This window comes from Alistipes provencensis (genome assembly GCF_900083545.1).
GTDB lineage: Bacteria > Bacteroidota > Bacteroidia > Bacteroidales > Rikenellaceae > Alistipes > Alistipes provencensis.
In genome coordinates this window covers 354,770-372,523 of sequence record NZ_LT559262.1, presented here as the reverse complement: position 1 = coordinate 372,523, position 17,754 = coordinate 354,770, and the positions used below count along the sequence as shown (strand labels likewise).

The following is a 17,754-nucleotide window of genomic DNA, read 5'->3' as shown; positions in this document are numbered from 1 at the left end:
TTGCGAAAAATCATAATGCAGCAGTTATAATGTACTGTTCTTTATTCGGGATCGGAAGAATCTTTCCGTATCCTTATCCACAAAATAGACATAGCAGCCCTTCATGCCTCGAGTCAGTAAGACGCGATAAGTGTTTTTCACTAACTGCAGAAAATCATCTGCACTTTTAACTGGTTCATCGAACGAATCTTCCGGATGACCTTCCCATTCTGATCTATCCAGGTTGAAACGCAGGTCTGTACCGAAAATTACACCGGCATAATCGAACTCAAATCCCTGGGCAGTGTATATGCAACCGACCTGATCGATGCCGCCTTTGTCATAGGCCCAGAAATCGGACTTGGGGATACCCACAGGCAAATTGTCTAAATCAGGACGGGCATTCCATGGTCTTTCATAGGCTCCCACTTTTACATCTTTCGCTAGAGTCCGATCCGTATCTAATTCTTTGCTCCATTTCCAGCAGAAGCCAGCCATGACGCGAGCGGTATATCCCTCTTCGTTTTTAATCCGGATTGCGTTCTCTAAAGATTCCGGTGAATCGAAGATTTTGAATTCGAATGTGGGTTCATCGTTCCAAAAAGCGTTTGCGGTATCCTTGATCTGCAAAGTATTATCTATCCAGTTGGCATAACCATCGGAGCCCCCACACCGGAATTGAGACTCTAATTCGTATTCAAATACCTTGCAACCGAGGCGTTCTGCCTCATTTTTGATATACTGGGATGAACCAATCTCTCCTTTGCGAACACACTGAAAATCATCGATAAAGAATAGGGCTACCTTTGTCGCCCTAATAAGATCCTCTACTTGTGGCCGACCTGTACTTTTAAACGGATATCCGGTTTTTTCTCTAATACGATGGGCTTCATCCATAATCAATACATCCAGCTCGCGAGGTTGTGCTGTTCCATAGGACATGAAGTATTTAAATAGATTGTCCGTTCCGGCACCGACGATTTTTCTAAGTGTTTTGGTAAATGATCCGGAACCTGTTGCATAATGGGCATTGTAACCTAGTGCAGCAAGATCGGCAAGTAACTGCAGCCCTATTACACTTTTGCCTGTGCCAGCTCCTCCTTTGACAATGACAGCATATTGTTGGCGCTGTGAGAGTCCTTTTCGGACAACAGACATAATGGTGTCATAGACGACTAACTGCTCGTCTAAGAGCGTATAGTCATCTTTAACCTTGTGTTGCCCAAATACTTTAAATTCTCCTTTGTGTTTTAATTTCTCTTTAATTGCTCCGGATACCTGCTTGAGTAGTTTCTTTGATGGGGTCAGCTTGCTGTTCTCTATTTTACTCAATATCTCCATTCCCTCGCCTTGGCTTAGGCGATCACATAAAAATGAAGATAATTTATCCGTGTCTTCTGCAGTATAGACGGGGAAGCGGGTTAAGGCAGATTCGAAACGTTTGTCGAAGATGGGATCTCCATCTTGAGGATTATAGTTGTGGAGGAAACTGCACGCATAAAGATGAACCGGATCTTTCTCGTCATAAAATGCAGAGTTGTTATCCTGTAAATAATATTTGTAATTGCCGACCTGAACAGATGGGTGCAGTACATGTTTGTTCCCTCCGCCTACCCATGTAACAACTTTATCACTGTCAAATTCTGTTAGAGTGCATTGGCTCCATTGCTTTAGTTCAATAATAACTGAATTTTTCGTTTTCTTCAAATCAGTTCCTGTTATGACAATATCGATCCGCTTAGAGCTTAAAGGGAGTTGATACTCTACAAAAATGCCATTGTCATGCAGACCACTCCTATCAATCATATTGGCGACTCGGTATAAGGAATTTTGCCACGACATTACCTCATTCATAGAGGGATTGTAGCCGAATTGGACGCGAAACTCCGTCTTTAACAGATCTGCAATCTGATTGTTGAAATTCAGTGCAATGAAATTAGTTGATGTTCCTGCGTATAATCTCATAATTCATTATATTTCTTTGCTGTTCCTCTAGCTTTCTCCACGGGATATTTTTCGGCATTTCTTTGTATCTTTCTATGGATGATGTCGTAGATATCTATGTTATGCTTTTCTGCCAGCAATAAGGCATATGATAAAATATCAGCTAATTCCTCTTCCAATCTTTCTTTATTGACCGATTCTACCTCAGCATCCTTTTTCCACAAGAATAGCTCATTCAATTCAGCTGCTTCAATGGAAATAGCTAAGGCCAGATTTTTTGAGTCATGGAATTGATCCCAGTCTCTGTCTGTGGTAAACTGCATTAATTCAGCAATTATTTCTCTGTATTTATCCATTCTGGGTCTGTCTAAAGAGTGTTAACTGATATTGTACTTTGTTCCGTAAATCCCATTTATCCACATCGCAAAAAGCTTATCTGTCACAGAGTAAACTTTGTTGATCTCTGTGATGATATCTTTTTCTAGCAGTTTATTCGTTGCGGATTGAACGGAACTGGCCGAGGTAAGGCTGTGGCGCTTGATAAACTCTGCGGATGTGATCTTTTCAGCTTCACCGTCCTTGGCGATTGCATAAAGTAACTCTTTTTGCTTTTCCGGGATGTTGGATAAAATCTCCCGGAAGATGGTGTCGTTGTAGGCAATCAGGTTGTTGACTGCGGTACGGAGCGTCTCGATGGTGCATTCGTCTCCTTCGACAGTATCGGCAAAAGCCTCATTGAATGTCTTCTGGATATAGTAAGTATGCCCTTTGAAGAGGTTGTAGACCTTCTCGACATTCTCGCTGCTGATGCGTCGATTGCGTGACTCGAAATGTCCGACGATAAACGGAATGTATATTTCGGGAACAATCGCATTCAGTTCCATGGTGTCGGCACTATGGTAAAACGGTCGGGCCGAAGACATAAACATTTCCTGCATCATGTGGCGCTCGCTCCCGGCGAAGATGAAGTTGCAGTTGCTGATCTTCTGAATGTGAGTGCGAAGCAATGCCTCGATATTTTTCTCCGGATATTTTGCTATCTGTTGAAACTCGTCGATGGCTACAATACACGGTTTATCGGCGGAAGCCAGCAGTTGGAAAATCTCCTCCAATGTGGATTCCGGCCGCTCGATGTTTCCCAATTCGACATTGAACGTGGGTAGTTCTGTGATCGGGTCAAACCCGAACTTGCCGCTGATCGACTTGAGTGTTTGGATAAACAGCTTCGTCATCTTCTCGCTGCGGGGTAGGAGGGTCTCATATACCTCGCGGCCGAGCAGATAGGTGAACTCCCGCAGGCTAGACGTGTGCAGGATGTCGATGAAAAACGTGTAATATTCCTTTCTGATCTTCGGCTTTTCGTAGCAGAACTGGATCAATCCCGTCTTGCCCATACGGCGAGGTGAGATGATAACCATGTTGTTGCCATTAGTCAGCGACTTGATGAGCCGAGCCGACTCCTGCACTCGGTCGCAGAAGTATGCCGGTGCTATCTTGCCGGTTACGATGAATGGATTTATCTCTTTGGTCATTTATCCGATTAATTTTGAGTGAAGATATTTATTTATTGCGAATTATGCAAATAAAATAATGTTTATTTTGAGCAGGGTGCATTTTCTCCTAATATTTTATTCATCCCGTCCCTTACGTCTTCCTTGTTTGTGATCGTGTAGTAATACATGTAAATGGCCTGCGGTGAGTTTCCAACCTGCTCGGCGATCTGGAGAGGGTGATAACCGTCGTTGACCATCTTGGCGATGAAACTGCTGCGGGCAGAACTCCAGTAGATCTTCTCTCGGATACCAAGATGGTCGCAGATCTTTTACAGGGTTCTGTTGACCTTGCAGCTGACACGGCTGACTGTAGCATACAGATGCGCATGGTCCATCTTCTTCCATTTGAAGATCGGAAAGACATAGTTCATATAGCCTTCAGTCCTGTAAAGCTCGATAATCTCGGCCGCCTTGTCAATCAGCAGCACCTGGGCAACGCGGTCGAGTTTAATCCGTTCGTAGATGATCATCCCGTCTTTAATTCGGTCCTTTTCCAGAAAACAGATGTCGATCGGTGACATCCCGCAAGCATAGTAGCTGAATAGGAACAAGTCGAGGAATAATTTTTCCGGTTGTTTCAGGATGTTTCGGTCAACTTGTTCGATCTGTTGAATGATTTCATGCGATATGGCTTGGGGGGCGTAAACCGGGATCGGACTTTTCGTTTGAGTGGAATAAATGCCGAAAGATGCACGCCGTAGATGCCTTCATCTTTCGCTTTAGCACAAGTCGCCTGTAGCACCTTGAGCTTTTGCTGAATGCCTCCGTTGTTGCCGTTGCGCGAACCGCGCATCTGTTCGTAGACGGTGAACTCGCGCAGGAATCGCTCATCGATATCCCGGAACATGTATTTGGAGAAGTCCCTATGGTATTTGATTTTTGCGAACCGGTAAAGCGCTTTCTTCAGATAGCTATAATTCTCGGCCGTGGTTACGCTGGTCAGGATTCGGCTGTTCTTGAAGCGCTCCTGATGAAGCAGTCCATCTACAATCTTATCGATCATCTCCGATACGGTGGTGTAGCGGTTTCGGGACTTCTCCTGCTTGTCGTAATAGTGGCTGAGCTCATTGGCGATCCAGTTCTTCTTCTCGGCTTCCCATTTCTCGGCGACCTTGAGGTATTTGAGGCGTTCGTATTGAAGGAGTTTGTTCTTGGCAACGTACTCGGGTGACGGACTCCGGAAACTCTCGGTTCGGTTATCCCACTCCTCATAAGGGCCGCTGATGTAGATGACTTTCGAGCAGCGGATACATCCGGATTTGTAGAAGATGATGGAGAGTTTTACCATATCGATCCGGTTGGGATTGCGTTGGCCTTTGATGTGAATTGAAAACATGATGACAAAATTTTGAGGGTTAATAATTGATTTACTAACCGACAAAATTCTGAAAAGAGAGGAGGTTGATGAACCTATACCCCCCCCCAAAAAAAACTATTTCAAGTTCAAAAACTTATATGTCGAATTTGCACAAAATCGTTCAATTGGGTACGATTTAGAGCGTTTAAAATTTAGTCATGTCTGCTCTTGACTACGCTACTACTCATTGTAAATATAAAAGAAATTCTGGATGCCATCGTTGAACTTTCTTGTTTTATAATCTGATTTTCATTATTTATTCAAAAGTATAATATATGCATTAGCGAACTTACTGTATGTTGAAAACGTTTTTAACCTTAGTTTGTCTTCAAACGGAGGGGCAAAAGAGAAATCACTCTCTTTTGCTTCGCAATCTCCGGAGATGAGTTTGCGTATTAATCTTGCTTGTAGTTGTAGCCGAAAGAGAAAATCATTTGTACAGATGTTTTTTGCGAAGCCAGCTCTTTTCTTCCCTCTTTTAGCTGTTACAGTAAAAGGAGGCTTAATAAGAAGGATGCAGTAGTGATTTTTGGGAGAATGTGGAAAATTATTTTGAAGTAAATTGGTTTGTGACAATGATTCGCTCTGTGAGAGTAGTAATATTTGGAATGGAAAAACCTATAAGATATGTTTTATATTCAAAATTTGGTGGATATTGGCATTTGTGGGGTACCAAGTGCTGTTTAGCTAACTATTTTCTTTTGACCATATATTTTTATATTTAATATATCATTAAATATGTAAAAATGAGTAAAATTGTATATTATATAATTAATTGACTATGACAAAAAATACTATGGGCACTAAATTGCCCAGAAAATTGGAGCAGAAGATGCAGGTCGTGGGAGAGCAGATTAAACTGGCTCGTTTGCGCAGGAATCTGAGTGTGGCTCAGGTGGCGGAACGTGCCACCTGTTCTCCGTTGACCGTATCCCGAATAGAGAAAGGCGCACCGACAGTAGCAATCGGAATTTATTTGCGTGTGCTGTATGCTTTACAACTTGACGATGACATTCTGTGGCTGGCTAAAGAAGACAAGTTGGGGAAAGCTTTGCAGGATTTGAGTTTGAAGACGAGGGAACGTGCCTCAAAAAAGGAATAGGCGATGAAAAAACTATATGTTTATGCCGATTTTGATTGGCTGAAGGAGATAAAGCTTATAGGCGAGTTGAGGTATGAATCTCTTCGTGGCTCTGACAGCTATTGTTTTACATTTAGCGATGAATGGTTGAAAAAGCATGGGGATTTGTTTTTGAGCGATGACCTGAACAATTATCCAGGACAACAATATACGCAACCGGAGAAAGATATATTCGGATGTTTTTCTGATGCTTTGCCGGATCGTTGGGGGCGTACCTTGTTGCTGCGTTGTGAGCAAATTGCAGCAATGGAGGAAAAGCGACGGGTACGACGACTATCCTCTTTCGATTTTTTGACTGGCATCGATGACTTCTCTCGAATGGGAGCTTTCCGTTTCAAGGAAGAACTCAATGGGGAGTTTATAAATGTGAGTGAGTCGTTGAAAATTCCACCTTTGACGGATATTCGAGAATTGATTGCAGCCAGTGCGGAGATTGAGAAATGTGAAGAAAATAACGTGCTGCCCGATAGAAAGTGGATTACACAACTTGTGCAACATGGGTCTTCATTGGGCGGAGCAAGGCCGAAAGCCTGCGTGATAGATGCGGATAAAACACTATACATAGCTAAGTTCCCTTCTCGCAAAGATGATTACGATGCCGGATTCTGGGAACATTTCAGTCATCTTCTGGCTGTAAAAGCTGGTATAAATGCAGCGAAAACTAAAGTGTTGGCTACCGGAGAAAAATATCATACATTGCTTTCGCAACGCTTTGATAGAGTTCAAAACGGAAAACGGATTCACTTTGCTTCTGCAATGACTTTATTAGGGCTTAATGATGGAGACAATGCCATTACTGGACACGGTTATTGGGATATTGTTGATTTCATTATTCGGAATTGTACGGATGTGGAAAATAATTTACAGGAGCTCTATCGCCGTGTGGCTTTCAATATATGTATCGGTAATAGTGATGACCATTTCCGCAATCACGGCTTTCTGTTGACTGCAAAGGGATGGACATTGTCCCCTGCATACGACATGAATCCCACTTTGAATGAGTACCAAAGTCTGCTTGTTTCATCAACTTCCAATAAAGCAGACCTTAGTATTTTATTTGATGCTTGTGAAAAATATATGCTCAACCAAAAGACTGCAGAGAAGATTATTTCGGAGATGATTGGTGCTGTGAAAGGTTGGCGAGAACTGGCAATACGATTGGGGATTTCTAAAAGAGAGATTGATATGTTTGGTAGGGTGTTGGATGCGCGAAATATATTGAAATAGGATACAAGTTCTATGTGTCGGAGATTCGAGTGACTTATGGTTATTGTATTATGTTGTAATTGCAATATGTTATTCTTCTTTACACTTTCTTAATCCGGGGTGGTATTCTTTGATATGCTAAAGCTCGTAAAAGGACAAAGAATCAATGATGGGAGAGTATTATATTCTGTATCAGAATGCGAGATTATTCTAGAACATATGAGAGTAAAGTGAGGCTTTCTTATAAAATGTTACATATTATGATGGATAATTTGTTGATCATGTAAGATCTTTTAGCTGGCACAGAGTTGATTTACTATCGGATGATTTTTGATAACTGCAAAAAAGAAGCATTCAGAGGTGAATAATTATACTTGAGATTATTTTATCAAGATCAGATTCATAATCTCGAAACTATAATGGTCCCAGGGGATTATTTATGGTCCGCCATGTATTGATTCTATTTCGTCAAATCCAGAATCAATTCCTCCCAAAGAGGAGAGCTTATTTAGAATCTGCAAGTTTATTAGAGGACGAAATTCTCTTAGAATGTTTTGATTCAAATACAGACTCTTTGATATGTGAAAGATATGATTATTGTAATAGATTGTCGAGAGAAAGAGTGATAACTAAACAAGAATGTATGAGTCGGCCTTGGGTGAATGCAGAGCGTTCTTGTATGTTTAATCAAATCCCAAATTATTGACAGTGGAAAAATATTATTAATGAATAATAGAGAATAGAGCATTTTATTCGCCTCTCTGTTTTCGATGAAAATATACGATTAAATGTTACTTTGTTTTGCTATATGGCACAAAATTAATAAAACAAAGTAGTTATGAAAAACACTTTTAAGGTAGGCTTTTATGCTAAAAAACCACGAAACAAGAATCAAGAAAAATGGATGATCTACGCTCGTATTACTATATGCGGGCAGAAATGTCAATTTAGTACGACCTATAAGGTTCGCTCTGAACTATGGAATGTAGCAAAGCATAAAGCCATAGGGGACTCACTAGAAGCGATAGAACTAAACTCTCTTCTTGATTATTTGCGGGCCAGGATAATCTTATCTTACAATACAAGAATTAATACCTCGAAAAATGTATCTCCACATTTGATTAAGAGTGATATTTTCGGAAGTATAAACAGAGATTCTATGTTATTACTTTTCTTTCGGGACTGGAATGAGAATCGGAAGCGACAGATCGGATATGGTATCAAACAATCAACTCATAACAAATACGAACTGACAGTGCGCAGGTTGGAAGAGTATATTTTGATGACTTATAATGTACATGACGTGTCCTTCCAGCGTATAACATTAAAATTCATATTGAATTTCGAAAGTTTTCTTCAGATAAAATATAGAATGTCGCATAGCTCTGTCGGTAAGTTGGTTAAAATCTTTAAAAGAATTATTCTCATTGCGATAGAAGAAGGGATAATGCAACATAATCCTTTTCGGTATCACAAAACTAAGTCAGATACTCCGGCAAGAGTTTTCTTAAATGAGAATGAACTTGGGAGGGTAATAAGTGTGCGATTAGACTCTCGACGATTGGATAGGGTACGTGATATTTTTCTATTTTGTTGCTTTACCGGGTTGAGTTATGCGGATCTTTTAAAACTGAATAATAGAGATATCCATATCGGTAGCGATGGTACAAAGTGGATAATAATGAAGCGATTAAAAACATCAACCGAGTCTCGCATAAAACTTATGGAGTTACCGACCAGAATACTCGAAAAGTATCGTAACTTCCGTAAAGGAAAATCGTTACTACCGGTAATTAGTAATGCCAATTTCAATAAATATATAAAGGAAATTGCGTCGATTTGTGAAATACACAAACGGATAACCGTTCACACTGCTAGGCATACTTTTGCAACAACGGTTGCTTTGTCGAATGGCCTGCCAATAGAAACTCTAAGCAAAGTTTTAGGTCATAAAACAATTCGGACTACTCAAGTATATGCTCAGATATTAGATGATAAAATCAATGAGGATATGGGTATCTTAGATAGAAGCCTTATGCGGTTACAGTCTCAATTTTGCTTAGAGAGGTTACTTAATGGCGTTATGTAATAAAATTGAGGAATAGAAGGCAGTAGAAAATGGGACCAATTTGTTAGGAATTATGTATATTGTTGTTTGTCAGTGACTTTTGCTTTTGAAAAAAGTTGTGTGTAAATCGTACCTCATTTATATTTTTCGTGCATTTAAATCTATTATTTATGGATAAATAAGTGTCTAATTCAGAGAGCACAACCTTGTTATAGTTGGAGTAGAAGGTTCGAGTCCCGTTTTTAAACCTAATCCTGCGTCGCTTTTTTTTCTCTCTCATTACCAGTTAACTAACGATGTATTTCTTCTCTTTTTTACCAAAAGATTCCATCATCAGCTCTTGGTATTTAAATCTACAAAAACCCCATATTGTTTTCATCGCCCATTCTCGTACAGCTTCGGCATTCTGTGAATTGATCCGAAAGCAAACTGAAATGAACGCATCGAGGTTATATAAAATGACTTCACGCTGACGACCATCTTTATGAACACAAGAAACCGCCTCCTCTTGTAAAATTCCGCTCTGAATTATAGTCTGTAAACTATTGCTGATCACACTCACTCGTACTTCGAGTAAATCAGCCATCTGTTGTTTGCTCAACCATAAAGTATGATCGGCAAGTAAGATTTCTACATTTGTTTGTCCTTGCTCATCTCTTTTGATTTCGATAAAGCCTCTTTCGTTCATTGGATTTGTTTTCATTTTCATCGTTACAATTTTGTTAAAGATTAGAAACCATAATTATTTTCGATGCGGTGGTACTGATAGCTGTTTTCATCGTTTGAAAAATTAAAATGTGAATGATTGGGGTTTATGTTTAACGCCTCGCAGCATTTGAGTTTCGATGTCGGATTTTGTCTCCGTAATGCCTTTTTTCTTACCTTTGGCAATCCACTCCAATAACTCGTCCTCTTGGAAGTAGAGTTTGTGGCCGATCTTGCAGTGGGGGATCAAGCCCTGATGCACGAGTTTGTAGACGGTCGGTTTGGCCTTCATCACGATGGCGCACGCCTCGTCGATCCCAATAGGACGGGATAGGGCGGATGGTGGTTTCCCGAGGCGTTGGAGCGATTCGCGGAGTTGTGCCACTTCGTCGATCAAGCGGGCTATGGCCTCCGGTAACCGGTCGAAAGAGAGTTCTGTTTGCTGCATAATTCATAGTTTGTATATAAGAATAGGTCGCTGTCTGGGGGAAGGTTTGCAAATCGGTGAAAAAATCGAAAAAATTTACCAGCTATTACTCGCATCGTTCAGCATCAGTTATTTAAGTGAAATCTTATTTGCCGACTCGCGTTTCTTCTCGTTGACCAGTTCGGCGTAGATCTGCGTGGTCGAGACATTGCGGTGGGTGAGCATCTTGCTGACGGTGAAAATGTCGGTTCCGAGCGCAATCTGGAGCGTGGCGAACGTGTGGCGGAAGCAATGGAACGTGATGTGGCGCTCGATACCCGCCTTGCGAATCCATTTAAATAAGGGATGCTGAGTCATCGAACGCTCCAATCCGGCGAACACCTTGCCCGTGCCCGGCGTGCCGCAGTACTCCAACGCCTCGTCGCTGATGGGCAGCGTGGCTTCGGTCTCGGTCTTTTCGGTGCGGATACGCATCCACCAACCGCCGTCCGAGGCTTGCGAAATGTCTTTCCATTCGAGTTGCAGGATGTCGCTGATGCGAAGCCCCGTGAAGCATGAGAAGATCGCCGCGCGCCGCAGCATCGGGATGTCGCACGGCGTGTCGGCCAGCCGTTTCAGTTCGTCGAGCGTCAGGAATTCCCGCCGGGTATCCTCGTATTCGAGCTTTTCGAGGAAGTCGTTGACGTTCTCCCGGATCAGTTTGTCGCGGTAGGCGACCTTCAGCAGGGCGCGGAATGTTGAGAAGTAACTGGCGGCCGAGTTGCGGCGCATCTTCTTTTTCGTGAACTTCAGTTGGTGCGTGGTGGTGAGGTACTCGCGGAATTTGCGGCACAGCTCGACCGTGACCTCGCCGTAGGTGCATTTGCCACCCGCGAACCGCTCGAAATGGCGGTAGACCATGCGCCACTTCGGGTCTTTGCGCGCGACGACGCTCCGGAAGAAGGCGAGGAAGTCGCCTTTGAGTTTGTGCTTGTCGAGGAAGCCGTACTGCTCGTTGATGACCGCCTGCACGCGCATCGAGCGAATGCCCTCGGCCTTGAGCAGCATCTCGTCGTTGTACTCTTTCTGAATCAGGTTCTGCGGATTCTGGAAGATGTAGATGCCCAGATACTCTTTGTAAATCATCTTCATGGTCTCGGGGCAGCGGATGGCCGGATAGAATTCCAGATAGAGCGATTCCCGCCCGCGGGTGATTGGCTTGCGCCGCAATGTGATTTTTGTTCCCATAATAATATAAGTGTTAAAGTGTGTTCGGTTGTGCGAAGAGGACGTCCAGCTCCGGTTTGGATATTTTGATGTAGCGCCCCTCCTGGATTTTCGGAATATTGTGGAAGCGGACATAATGGTAGAGCTGGTCCCGCGTCAGGTTGTATTTGGCCATCGCTTCCTCGACGGTGTAGTACTCCGGCACGAGCTGTTTCTCGCGGACGAGCCGGTCGAAATCCGCCTTGGAGTAGTAGCCCTTGTTGCCACGCCGGATTTTCGGGATTGGGTTCTTGTAGATCAGGTTCGACACGAAGCCGGGTGTGAGGTCGTACTTCGCGATTATTTCCTCCATGCTGTACCACTCCTTGATCGTAGGGTCGGGTTGACGCATCCTGAGGTGCGTGTCGGTGTGCGCCTTCGAGTAATAGGTTTTGCCTCCGTTCTTTTTGCGGGGAATGCCGTATTCCGAGGTGAACGAGTAGACAGCCGACAGGCTCATGCCGTACTTCTCCCGAATCTCCTCCACGGTGTACCACTCAGCAACCTGCGGATCGGGGAGCTTGGCGGCAAAATGTTTGTCGACGTGTTTTTTGCTGTAGATGGTTTTGCCCTGGCTTAGCCCTTTCGGGATTCGTTGCGTACTGACTATGTTGTAGACCATAGATTCTGAAACGCCGTATTTCTCGGTAATCTCCCGCATGGAATAAAATTCGGTAATAGGCTTCCGGTAGAGGGGCTTGACCTTGTAGGGCTGCGGGTGTTCGAACAACCCGCGTATGTCGCTTCGCTGGATAAATATTTTTCGGTTCATCTTGATGCAGTTCATTTTTCCTGAAATACAATACCGGTATACCGTTGTGCGGCAGATTCCCATTAGGTCTGCCACCTGTTCACAGCTGAGGTATTCTCTCTCCTTGTCCTGAAGAATAGGTTCCGGCACCGAAACTTCGGTGGGAGAAATGCGGAATTTTTCCATTTTTTGTTCCCGCTTGCGCTGTTTGTATGCTCGCTGGGAGCACGCGTGCGAACAGTATTCGGTCGTGAATTTTTGGGCGATGAATTCGCGCCCGCAGAAGATGCAGATTTTCTGGTATTGGAGGCTACTGCTCATCGTAGGCCTCCTTTCTTACTGTCACCCATTTTGTTGCAGCTCGGTGCTGTACGTTGCGCCTCGTTGCAGTCTGTTGCAATTTTCCAGAACCTCGGAGACGAAAACGGAAGCCCTGCCCGGCAGGAGGTGCCGAGGGCGAAACGGGGGCGAAAAAAGGGGGTAAAAGAGGACGCGCAGGAGTACCGACGGAAAATCACAAACGACGAAAGACGCTCTGTATGAGCGCCTAAGTGATTGTCGTTAATAAGTAATAATCGTTGTTTATCGGCTTCTATTTGCCGATGCAGAATTTCGAGAAGATGTTTTGGAGAACCTCGTCAGGGGCGATGGAGCCGCGGGCGGTGATGGAGCCGAGATGGTGGATGACCTGACGGATTTCCTCACTCAGCAGGTCGGCGGGGAGGTCGTTGCCGAGGCCGTCGAGGGCCCGGTCGAGGGCTTCGCGGGCCGTTGTGAGGGCTTCGTAATGGCGGCTGTTCGAAACGACCGGATCGCCGTGGTAGAGTGCTTCGGTGTCGACTGTCCGATGCAGGGCGTCGCACAGACGGTCGATGCCCGTGCCCTGTTTGGCCGAGATAGCGATGATGTTTTCGGGAAGATTCAGCGATGCGGAAGCCTTGTCGATCTTGTTTGCGACGGTCAGGATTTTCTGGTCGGGGCGGAGCGTGAAATCGGGTTCGGGGAGTGTTCCCGCGAGGGTCGGGGCGTCGATCATGTGGATGACGATCTGCGCCCGGCGGATGCTCTCCATCGTGCGCTCGATGCCCATACGTTCCAACCGGTCGTCGGTCGAGCGGATGCCCGCCGTGTCGAGGAACCGGAAGAGGATGCCGCCGATGTTGGCCCGCTCCTCGATTACGTCGCGCGTCGTGCCGGCGATCTCCGAGACCATGGCGCGCTCCTCGTTGAGAAGCCGGTTCAGCAGCGTCGATTTCCCCACGTTCGGGGCTCCGGCGATTGCCACGGCGACACCCTCTTTGATGGCGTTGCCCAGTGAAAACGAGTTGCGCAGGCGGTCGATCTCGGCCCCGATGCGCTGCATCGTCTCGCGCAACGCGGTCCGGTCGGCGAACTCCACCTCCTCCTCCGAAAAGTCGAGTTCCAGTTCCAGCAGCGAGGTGAGGTTCAGAAGTTTGTCGCGAAGCTGTTCCAGTTCGTCGGAATATCCGCCGCGCATCTGTGTCGAGGCCAGCGCATGCGCTGCGCGCGACGAGGCGGCGATGGTGTCGGCCACGGCTTCGGCCTGCGAGAGATCGAGTTTTCCGGCCAGATAGGCGCGGATGGTGAACTCTCCGGGCTGGGCCATGCGTCCGCCCGCGGCGGTCAGCAGCCGGAGGATTTCCGAGACGATGTAGGACGATCCGTGACACGATATTTCGACCGAATCTTCACCCGTGTAGGAGTGCGGCGCGCGGAATACCGTGGCCAGCACGTCATCTACGATGCGGTCGCCGTCCATGATCTCCCCGTAATGCACCGTGTATCCTTCGGCTCCGGCCAAAGGCTTCCGGCCCCGGAACAGCCTGTCGCAGAGGGTAAAGGCCTCCCGGCCGCTCACGCGGACGACGGCGATGGCCCCTCCTGCGGCGGTTGCAGGGGCGACGATGGTATCGTGGTCGGGAATCATTATCTACCTTCGATGCGGAGTTTTTGCCCGATGCGGAGCTTGTGGGCGCTCTTGAGGTTGTTCCAACGCATGATCTGCGCCGTGGTCACGCGGTAACGGCGGGCGATGGCGCCCAGCGTGTCGCCCTTCTTGACCACATAGACCGATCCGCTGCGCTCTTGGCGTTTCTTGTCGAGGTTGGCCGGGTTGATGTACTCCTTGAGGTACATCGAGTCTTTGGCGTGGATCTCAGGTTCGTGGGCGATGTACTGCATGACATAACGCTGCGGCAGGACCAGTGCGTAGGACTTGGTCGTCGCGGGGATGATGTCGAGCTTGTACTGGGGGTTGAGCTGGCGCAGGGTTTCGATCGGCAGATCGATCGTCGAGGAGATCTGCTCCAGATGCATCAGCTTGTTGATCCGCACGGTGTCCACTGAAAGTGGAATCGGGGCCTCGGTGGGCTCGATGCCGTGCTGCTGGTGGTAGGCATAGGCATACGACGCCCCGATGAAGGCCGGGACATAGCCGCGCGTCTCGCGGGGCAGGTAGTCGTAAATCTCCCAGAAATTCTTGCCTCCCGAGCGGGCGATGGCCTTGTTGACGTTGCCCGGGCCGCAGTTGTAGGCGGCGATGGCCAGCGACCAGTCGTTGTAGATGGCGTAGAGGTCCTTCAGGTAACGGCAGGCGGCCTGCGTGGCGAGGTAGGGGTCACGGCGCTCGTCTACCAGCGAATTGATTTCGAGCCCGTAGCTCTTGCCGGTCGTGGGCATGAACTGCCACAGTCCGACGGCGCCCATCGGCGAGGTGGCCGTGGGGGAGAGCGCCGACTCGATGATCGGCAGTGCGCGCAGTTCGACGGGCAGCCCCTCGCGGAGCAGCGCCTCCTCGATGATCGGGAAGTAGTACTGCGACATGCCGAGAATGCGGCTGATGGTACCGTAGCGCGAGCTGGTGTAGCGGTTGATATACCCTTTTACAATGTTGTTGTAAGGGAACTGGATCGGCGATGCGAGGTCCAGCAGCCGCCGGGCGTAGACCGAATCGGGAGTCGTGTCCGCCACCTCGGTGGAGTCTTCGAGAATGTACTGTTTGAAAAACTCGCTGTAAGCGTCCTGACGCTGGCGTTCGCGCCATGCCGCCAGCAGCGAATCGGTCTGCTCGGGGGTGAATCCCAGCGTCATGTCGTTGACGACGGGTTCTTCGACGGGTTCCGGTTCCGGCTCCGGGGCCGGAACGACAGTCTTTTCGACCGCCGGGGCGGGCGTCGGTGCAGGGGTTTCGGTCCGGGCTTTGTTCTTGTCGCGGCGTTTCTTGCGGGGGCTGCGGTCGAGGGCCGACGCTTGGGCGGCGACGGTGAGGAGCAGCGCTATGGTCAGGAGTTTCTTCATCGTCTAAAATTTGAGGCTCAGGTTGAAGCCGAACACCGGGCGGTTCCCCCCGAGGGTGGGGATGTAGGTGTAGTCGATCAGCGGCTCGATGTTCATCGAAAGGTCGTCCGAGACATCGTAGTCCTTCAGGTGGGCATCGACGTGGGCGTCGACGATCTGCAGGACGTACAGCGCGCCCGAGATGATGATACACAGGTCGCGGTTGCGCCGGTAGTTGTTCCGCAGGTTGCGGATGAACGACGCCGAATAGCGGCCGTGGAACTCGTCCGTCGGGCCGTCGGGGTATTTGTCCGGATTGTGTTCGTAGTCGCTCAGCAGGTTGTAGGCCTTCTTGAAGCGCTGGTAACCGCGGTTGTTCCAGTCGATGCAGTAGATCATCGAGGCGAATCCGCCCACGACGAACGGCACTTTCCAGTAGCTCTTATTGTATATCTGTCCCGCACCGGGGAAGATGCAGGCCAGCGTGGTGGCTTTCTTGACGTCCGACACGTCGTTGGTCTTGTAGCTCACGGCCGCGTCGCCGATGAAATAGATGTACGAGGCGATCGTGACCCCGAGGTAGGCCTGCCGCCGGGTGTTGCTGCGGATCATCCGCGACTGCAGGGCGTCGAGTTCCGGGGTGCGCGAAGCGCTCACGTCGGTATAGGACTCGTATTGCCGTTTGAGCGGTTTGTAGGTCTTGTTCTCGTGGATGTAAAGCCCCAGTCCGGTTCCCACCAGTCCGTAGAGGATCGGCAGTTTCCAGTATTGCTTGTTGTAGACCTGTCCGTAGCCGGGCAGCACGGTCGAGAGCCAGCACACCTTCGAGAGCGACATCGAGTCGCTCATCAGCCATCCCTTTTTGAATACGCGGGGTTTGGTCGTGGTGTCGATGCCCAGCCGGGCGACGTCGAAATGGGCCAATGCCACCGAATCGAGGTAATGGCGGTCGTCGGTGCGCAGGGCCGCAACGGCCGCGGAGTCGGCGAGGTAACCCGCCGTGGCGACCGAGTCGAACTGCTGGATGATTCTGGCCAGTTCCAGCGAGTCGCGTTTGGAGCGGAGCGAATCCGGTTTTTCGAGCATGCCGCCCCGGACGATCGTGCGCGCTCCGCGGTGGAGCTGGGCACCGGCGGGCAGCCACAGCACGAGGGCTGCGGCGAGCAGCAGCAAGCTGGTCCGGATGCGTGTCATATCGAATCTCAGGAGCGTTTGGCGAACCGTTCGATGAAGCGTTCGATGTCCTTGTCGTCGTCGAAGCCGATGACGATCTTGCCGCCGCCGCTCTTGGTGCGTTTGATCGAAATCTCCTGCGAGAAGAACTTCTCCAACTGCTCGACCAGCCGCAGGTAGCTGTCGGGATACTCCTCGTCCTCGGTCGGCTGTGCCGCGGCGGCAGGGGTTTTCGTGAGCGAGCGGACCAGTTCCTCGATCTGGCGGACCGAAAGTTCCTTTTTGATACACTTCTTGAGCATGCGCAGCTGCTGGTCGGCGGGCGCTCCGGCGATGGCCTTGGCGTGTCCCATCGAGATCAGCCCCTCCTTGAGGGCGAGCTGCACCTCGTCGGGGAGTTTCAAGAGGCGCAGGTAGTTCGACACCGACGAACGCTTCTTGCCCACCTTCTCCGAAAGGGCGTCCTGCGTGAGGTGGCACTCGTCGATCAGGCGCTGCATGCCCAGCGCGATTTCGATGGCGTTGAGGTCCTGCCGCTGAATGTTCTCCACGAGGGCCATGGCGTGCAGGTTCTCGTCGTCCACCTCGCGGATGTAGGCCGGAAGGGTCTTCAGGTCGGCCCTCTGTGCGGCGCGCCAGCGGCGCTCGCCGCTGATGATGACGTATTTGCCGTTGTCGGACTTCTTCACCGTCACGGGCTGGATGACGCCCAGTTGGCGGATCGAGTCGGCCAGTTCGTCGAGGGCCTCCTCGTCGAACTGCGTGCGCGGCTGTGTGGGGTTGGGTATGATGTCGGCGATTTCGATTTCGGCCATCCGGCTCATCGGCTTGAGCTTGGCATCGACCGGATCGCTGCCGAAAATGGCGTCGAGGCCGCGTCCTAATCCTTTCTGTTTCATGTCGGTATC

The 17,754-nt window shown here is 48.3% G+C and carries 16 protein-coding genes; 3 read left to right on the top strand and 13 right to left on the bottom strand.

What is annotated here, in order from left to right; translation table 11 throughout:
* Positions 1-24: 24 nt before the first annotated feature.
* The 5 genes from BN5935_RS01620 to BN5935_RS15450 form a co-directional block, all read right to left on the bottom strand.
* Entirely contained in the window at positions 25-1,944 is a 1,920-nt protein-coding gene (locus BN5935_RS01620) for a DUF2075 domain-containing protein (RefSeq protein ID WP_064974549.1), read from the bottom strand.
* A complete protein-coding gene (locus tag BN5935_RS01615; RefSeq protein ID WP_064974548.1) occupies positions 1,941-2,279 on the bottom strand; it encodes a nucleotide pyrophosphohydrolase in 339 nt (112 codons plus the stop codon). The genes BN5935_RS01620 and BN5935_RS01615 overlap by 4 nt, the downstream gene beginning before the upstream one ends.
* Before the next feature lie 21 nt (positions 2,280-2,300).
* Positions 2,301-3,455 (bottom strand): AAA family ATPase, encoded by a 1,155-nt coding sequence (locus BN5935_RS01610; RefSeq protein WP_064974547.1) that lies wholly within the window; start codon positions 3,453-3,455, stop codon positions 2,301-2,303.
* A 290-nt stretch (positions 3,456-3,745) separates the two neighbouring features.
* Positions 3,746-3,997, bottom strand: a complete 252-nt coding sequence (locus BN5935_RS15455) for a site-specific integrase (RefSeq protein ID WP_235820976.1) — start codon at positions 3,995-3,997, stop codon at positions 3,746-3,748.
* Positions 3,998-4,053: 56 nt separating this feature from the next.
* A complete protein-coding gene (locus tag BN5935_RS15450) occupies positions 4,054-4,812 on the bottom strand; it encodes a phage integrase SAM-like domain-containing protein (RefSeq protein WP_235820975.1) in 759 nt (252 codons plus the stop codon).
* An 802-nt stretch (positions 4,813-5,614) separates the two neighbouring features.
* Between BN5935_RS15450 and BN5935_RS01600 the strand changes: the two genes are divergently transcribed.
* From BN5935_RS01600 to BN5935_RS01590, 3 genes are all read left to right on the top strand, one after another.
* On the top strand, positions 5,615-5,935 hold the full coding sequence (locus tag BN5935_RS01600; protein ID WP_064974546.1) for a helix-turn-helix domain-containing protein: 321 nt from the start codon (positions 5,615-5,617) through the stop codon (positions 5,933-5,935).
* Positions 5,936-5,938: 3 nt separating this feature from the next.
* Positions 5,939-7,201: a type II toxin-antitoxin system HipA family toxin gene (locus BN5935_RS01595; protein WP_064974545.1), complete on the top strand. Its 1,263-nt coding sequence runs from the start codon at positions 5,939-5,941 to the stop codon at positions 7,199-7,201.
* An 817-nt stretch (positions 7,202-8,018) separates the two neighbouring features.
* The gene (locus tag BN5935_RS01590) at positions 8,019-9,269 is read left to right on the top strand and encodes a site-specific integrase (RefSeq protein WP_064974544.1); all 1,251 of its coding nucleotides are present in this window, start codon (positions 8,019-8,021) and stop codon (positions 9,267-9,269) included.
* Positions 9,270-9,534: 265 nt separating this feature from the next.
* Here BN5935_RS01590 and BN5935_RS01585 read toward each other — a convergent pair whose 3' ends face one another.
* The 8 genes from BN5935_RS01585 to BN5935_RS01545 form a co-directional block, all read right to left on the bottom strand.
* A complete protein-coding gene (locus BN5935_RS01585; RefSeq protein WP_082943983.1) occupies positions 9,535-9,957 on the bottom strand; it encodes a virulence RhuM family protein in 423 nt (140 codons plus the stop codon).
* 81 nt (positions 9,958-10,038) lie between these two features.
* Positions 10,039-10,401, bottom strand: coding sequence for a helix-turn-helix domain-containing protein (locus tag BN5935_RS01580; protein ID WP_064974542.1), 363 nt, complete (start codon positions 10,399-10,401; stop codon positions 10,039-10,041).
* Between the two features lie 108 nt (positions 10,402-10,509).
* On the bottom strand, positions 10,510-11,607 hold the full coding sequence (locus BN5935_RS01575; protein ID WP_064974541.1) for a site-specific integrase: 1,098 nt from the start codon (positions 11,605-11,607) through the stop codon (positions 10,510-10,512).
* A 13-nt stretch (positions 11,608-11,620) separates the two neighbouring features.
* Complete coding sequence (locus BN5935_RS01570) at positions 11,621-12,562, bottom strand: helix-turn-helix domain-containing protein (protein ID WP_262481028.1); 942 nt, start codon at positions 12,560-12,562, stop codon at positions 11,621-11,623.
* Positions 12,563-12,968: 406 nt separating this feature from the next.
* The gene (gene mnmE / locus BN5935_RS01560; protein ID WP_064974538.1) at positions 12,969-14,324 is read right to left on the bottom strand and encodes a tRNA uridine-5-carboxymethylaminomethyl(34) synthesis GTPase MnmE; all 1,356 of its coding nucleotides are present in this window, start codon (positions 14,322-14,324) and stop codon (positions 12,969-12,971) included.
* Positions 14,324-15,694, bottom strand: a complete 1,371-nt coding sequence (locus BN5935_RS01555; protein ID WP_064974537.1) for a lytic transglycosylase domain-containing protein — start codon at positions 15,692-15,694, stop codon at positions 14,324-14,326. The genes mnmE and BN5935_RS01555 overlap by 1 nt, the downstream gene beginning before the upstream one ends.
* A 3-nt stretch (positions 15,695-15,697) precedes the next feature.
* Positions 15,698-16,867 (bottom strand): DUF5683 domain-containing protein, encoded by a 1,170-nt coding sequence (locus BN5935_RS01550; protein ID WP_064974536.1) that lies wholly within the window; start codon positions 16,865-16,867, stop codon positions 15,698-15,700.
* 8 nt (positions 16,868-16,875) lie between these two features.
* Positions 16,876-17,745, bottom strand: a complete 870-nt coding sequence (locus tag BN5935_RS01545; RefSeq protein ID WP_064974535.1) for a ParB/RepB/Spo0J family partition protein — start codon at positions 17,743-17,745, stop codon at positions 16,876-16,878.
* Positions 17,746-17,754: the final 9 nt, after the last annotated feature.

Coding starts and splice junctions, on each gene's coding strand:
- BN5935_RS01620 (WP_064974549.1), bottom strand. CDS start 1,944: ATGAGATTATACGCAGGAACATCAACTAATTTCATTGCACTGAATTTC.
- BN5935_RS01615 (WP_064974548.1), bottom strand. CDS start 2,279: ATGGATAAATACAGAGAAATAATTGCTGAATTAATGCAGTTTACCACA.
- BN5935_RS01610 (WP_064974547.1), bottom strand. CDS start 3,455: ATGACCAAAGAGATAAATCCATTCATCGTAACCGGCAAGATAGCACCG.
- BN5935_RS15455 (WP_235820976.1), bottom strand. CDS start 3,997: ATGTCACCGATCGACATCTGTTTTCTGGAAAAGGACCGAATTAAAGAC.
- BN5935_RS15450 (WP_235820975.1), bottom strand. CDS start 4,812: ATGTTTTCAATTCACATCAAAGGCCAACGCAATCCCAACCGGATCGAT.
- BN5935_RS01600 (WP_064974546.1), top strand. CDS start 5,615: ATGACAAAAAATACTATGGGCACTAAATTGCCCAGAAAATTGGAGCAG.
- BN5935_RS01595 (WP_064974545.1), top strand. CDS start 5,939: ATGAAAAAACTATATGTTTATGCCGATTTTGATTGGCTGAAGGAGATA.
- BN5935_RS01590 (WP_064974544.1), top strand. CDS start 8,019: ATGAAAAACACTTTTAAGGTAGGCTTTTATGCTAAAAAACCACGAAAC.
- BN5935_RS01585 (WP_082943983.1), bottom strand. CDS start 9,957: ATGAAAATGAAAACAAATCCAATGAACGAAAGAGGCTTTATCGAAATC.
- BN5935_RS01580 (WP_064974542.1), bottom strand. CDS start 10,401: ATGCAGCAAACAGAACTCTCTTTCGACCGGTTACCGGAGGCCATAGCC.
- BN5935_RS01575 (WP_064974541.1), bottom strand. CDS start 11,607: ATGGGAACAAAAATCACATTGCGGCGCAAGCCAATCACCCGCGGGCGG.
- BN5935_RS01570 (WP_262481028.1), bottom strand. CDS start 12,562: ATGGAAAAATTCCGCATTTCTCCCACCGAAGTTTCGGTGCCGGAACCT.
- mnmE (WP_064974538.1), bottom strand. CDS start 14,324: ATGATTCCCGACCACGATACCATCGTCGCCCCTGCAACCGCCGCAGGA.
- BN5935_RS01555 (WP_064974537.1), bottom strand. CDS start 15,694: ATGAAGAAACTCCTGACCATAGCGCTGCTCCTCACCGTCGCCGCCCAA.
- BN5935_RS01550 (WP_064974536.1), bottom strand. CDS start 16,867: ATGACACGCATCCGGACCAGCTTGCTGCTGCTCGCCGCAGCCCTCGTG.
- BN5935_RS01545 (WP_064974535.1), bottom strand. CDS start 17,745: ATGAAACAGAAAGGATTAGGACGCGGCCTCGACGCCATTTTCGGCAGC.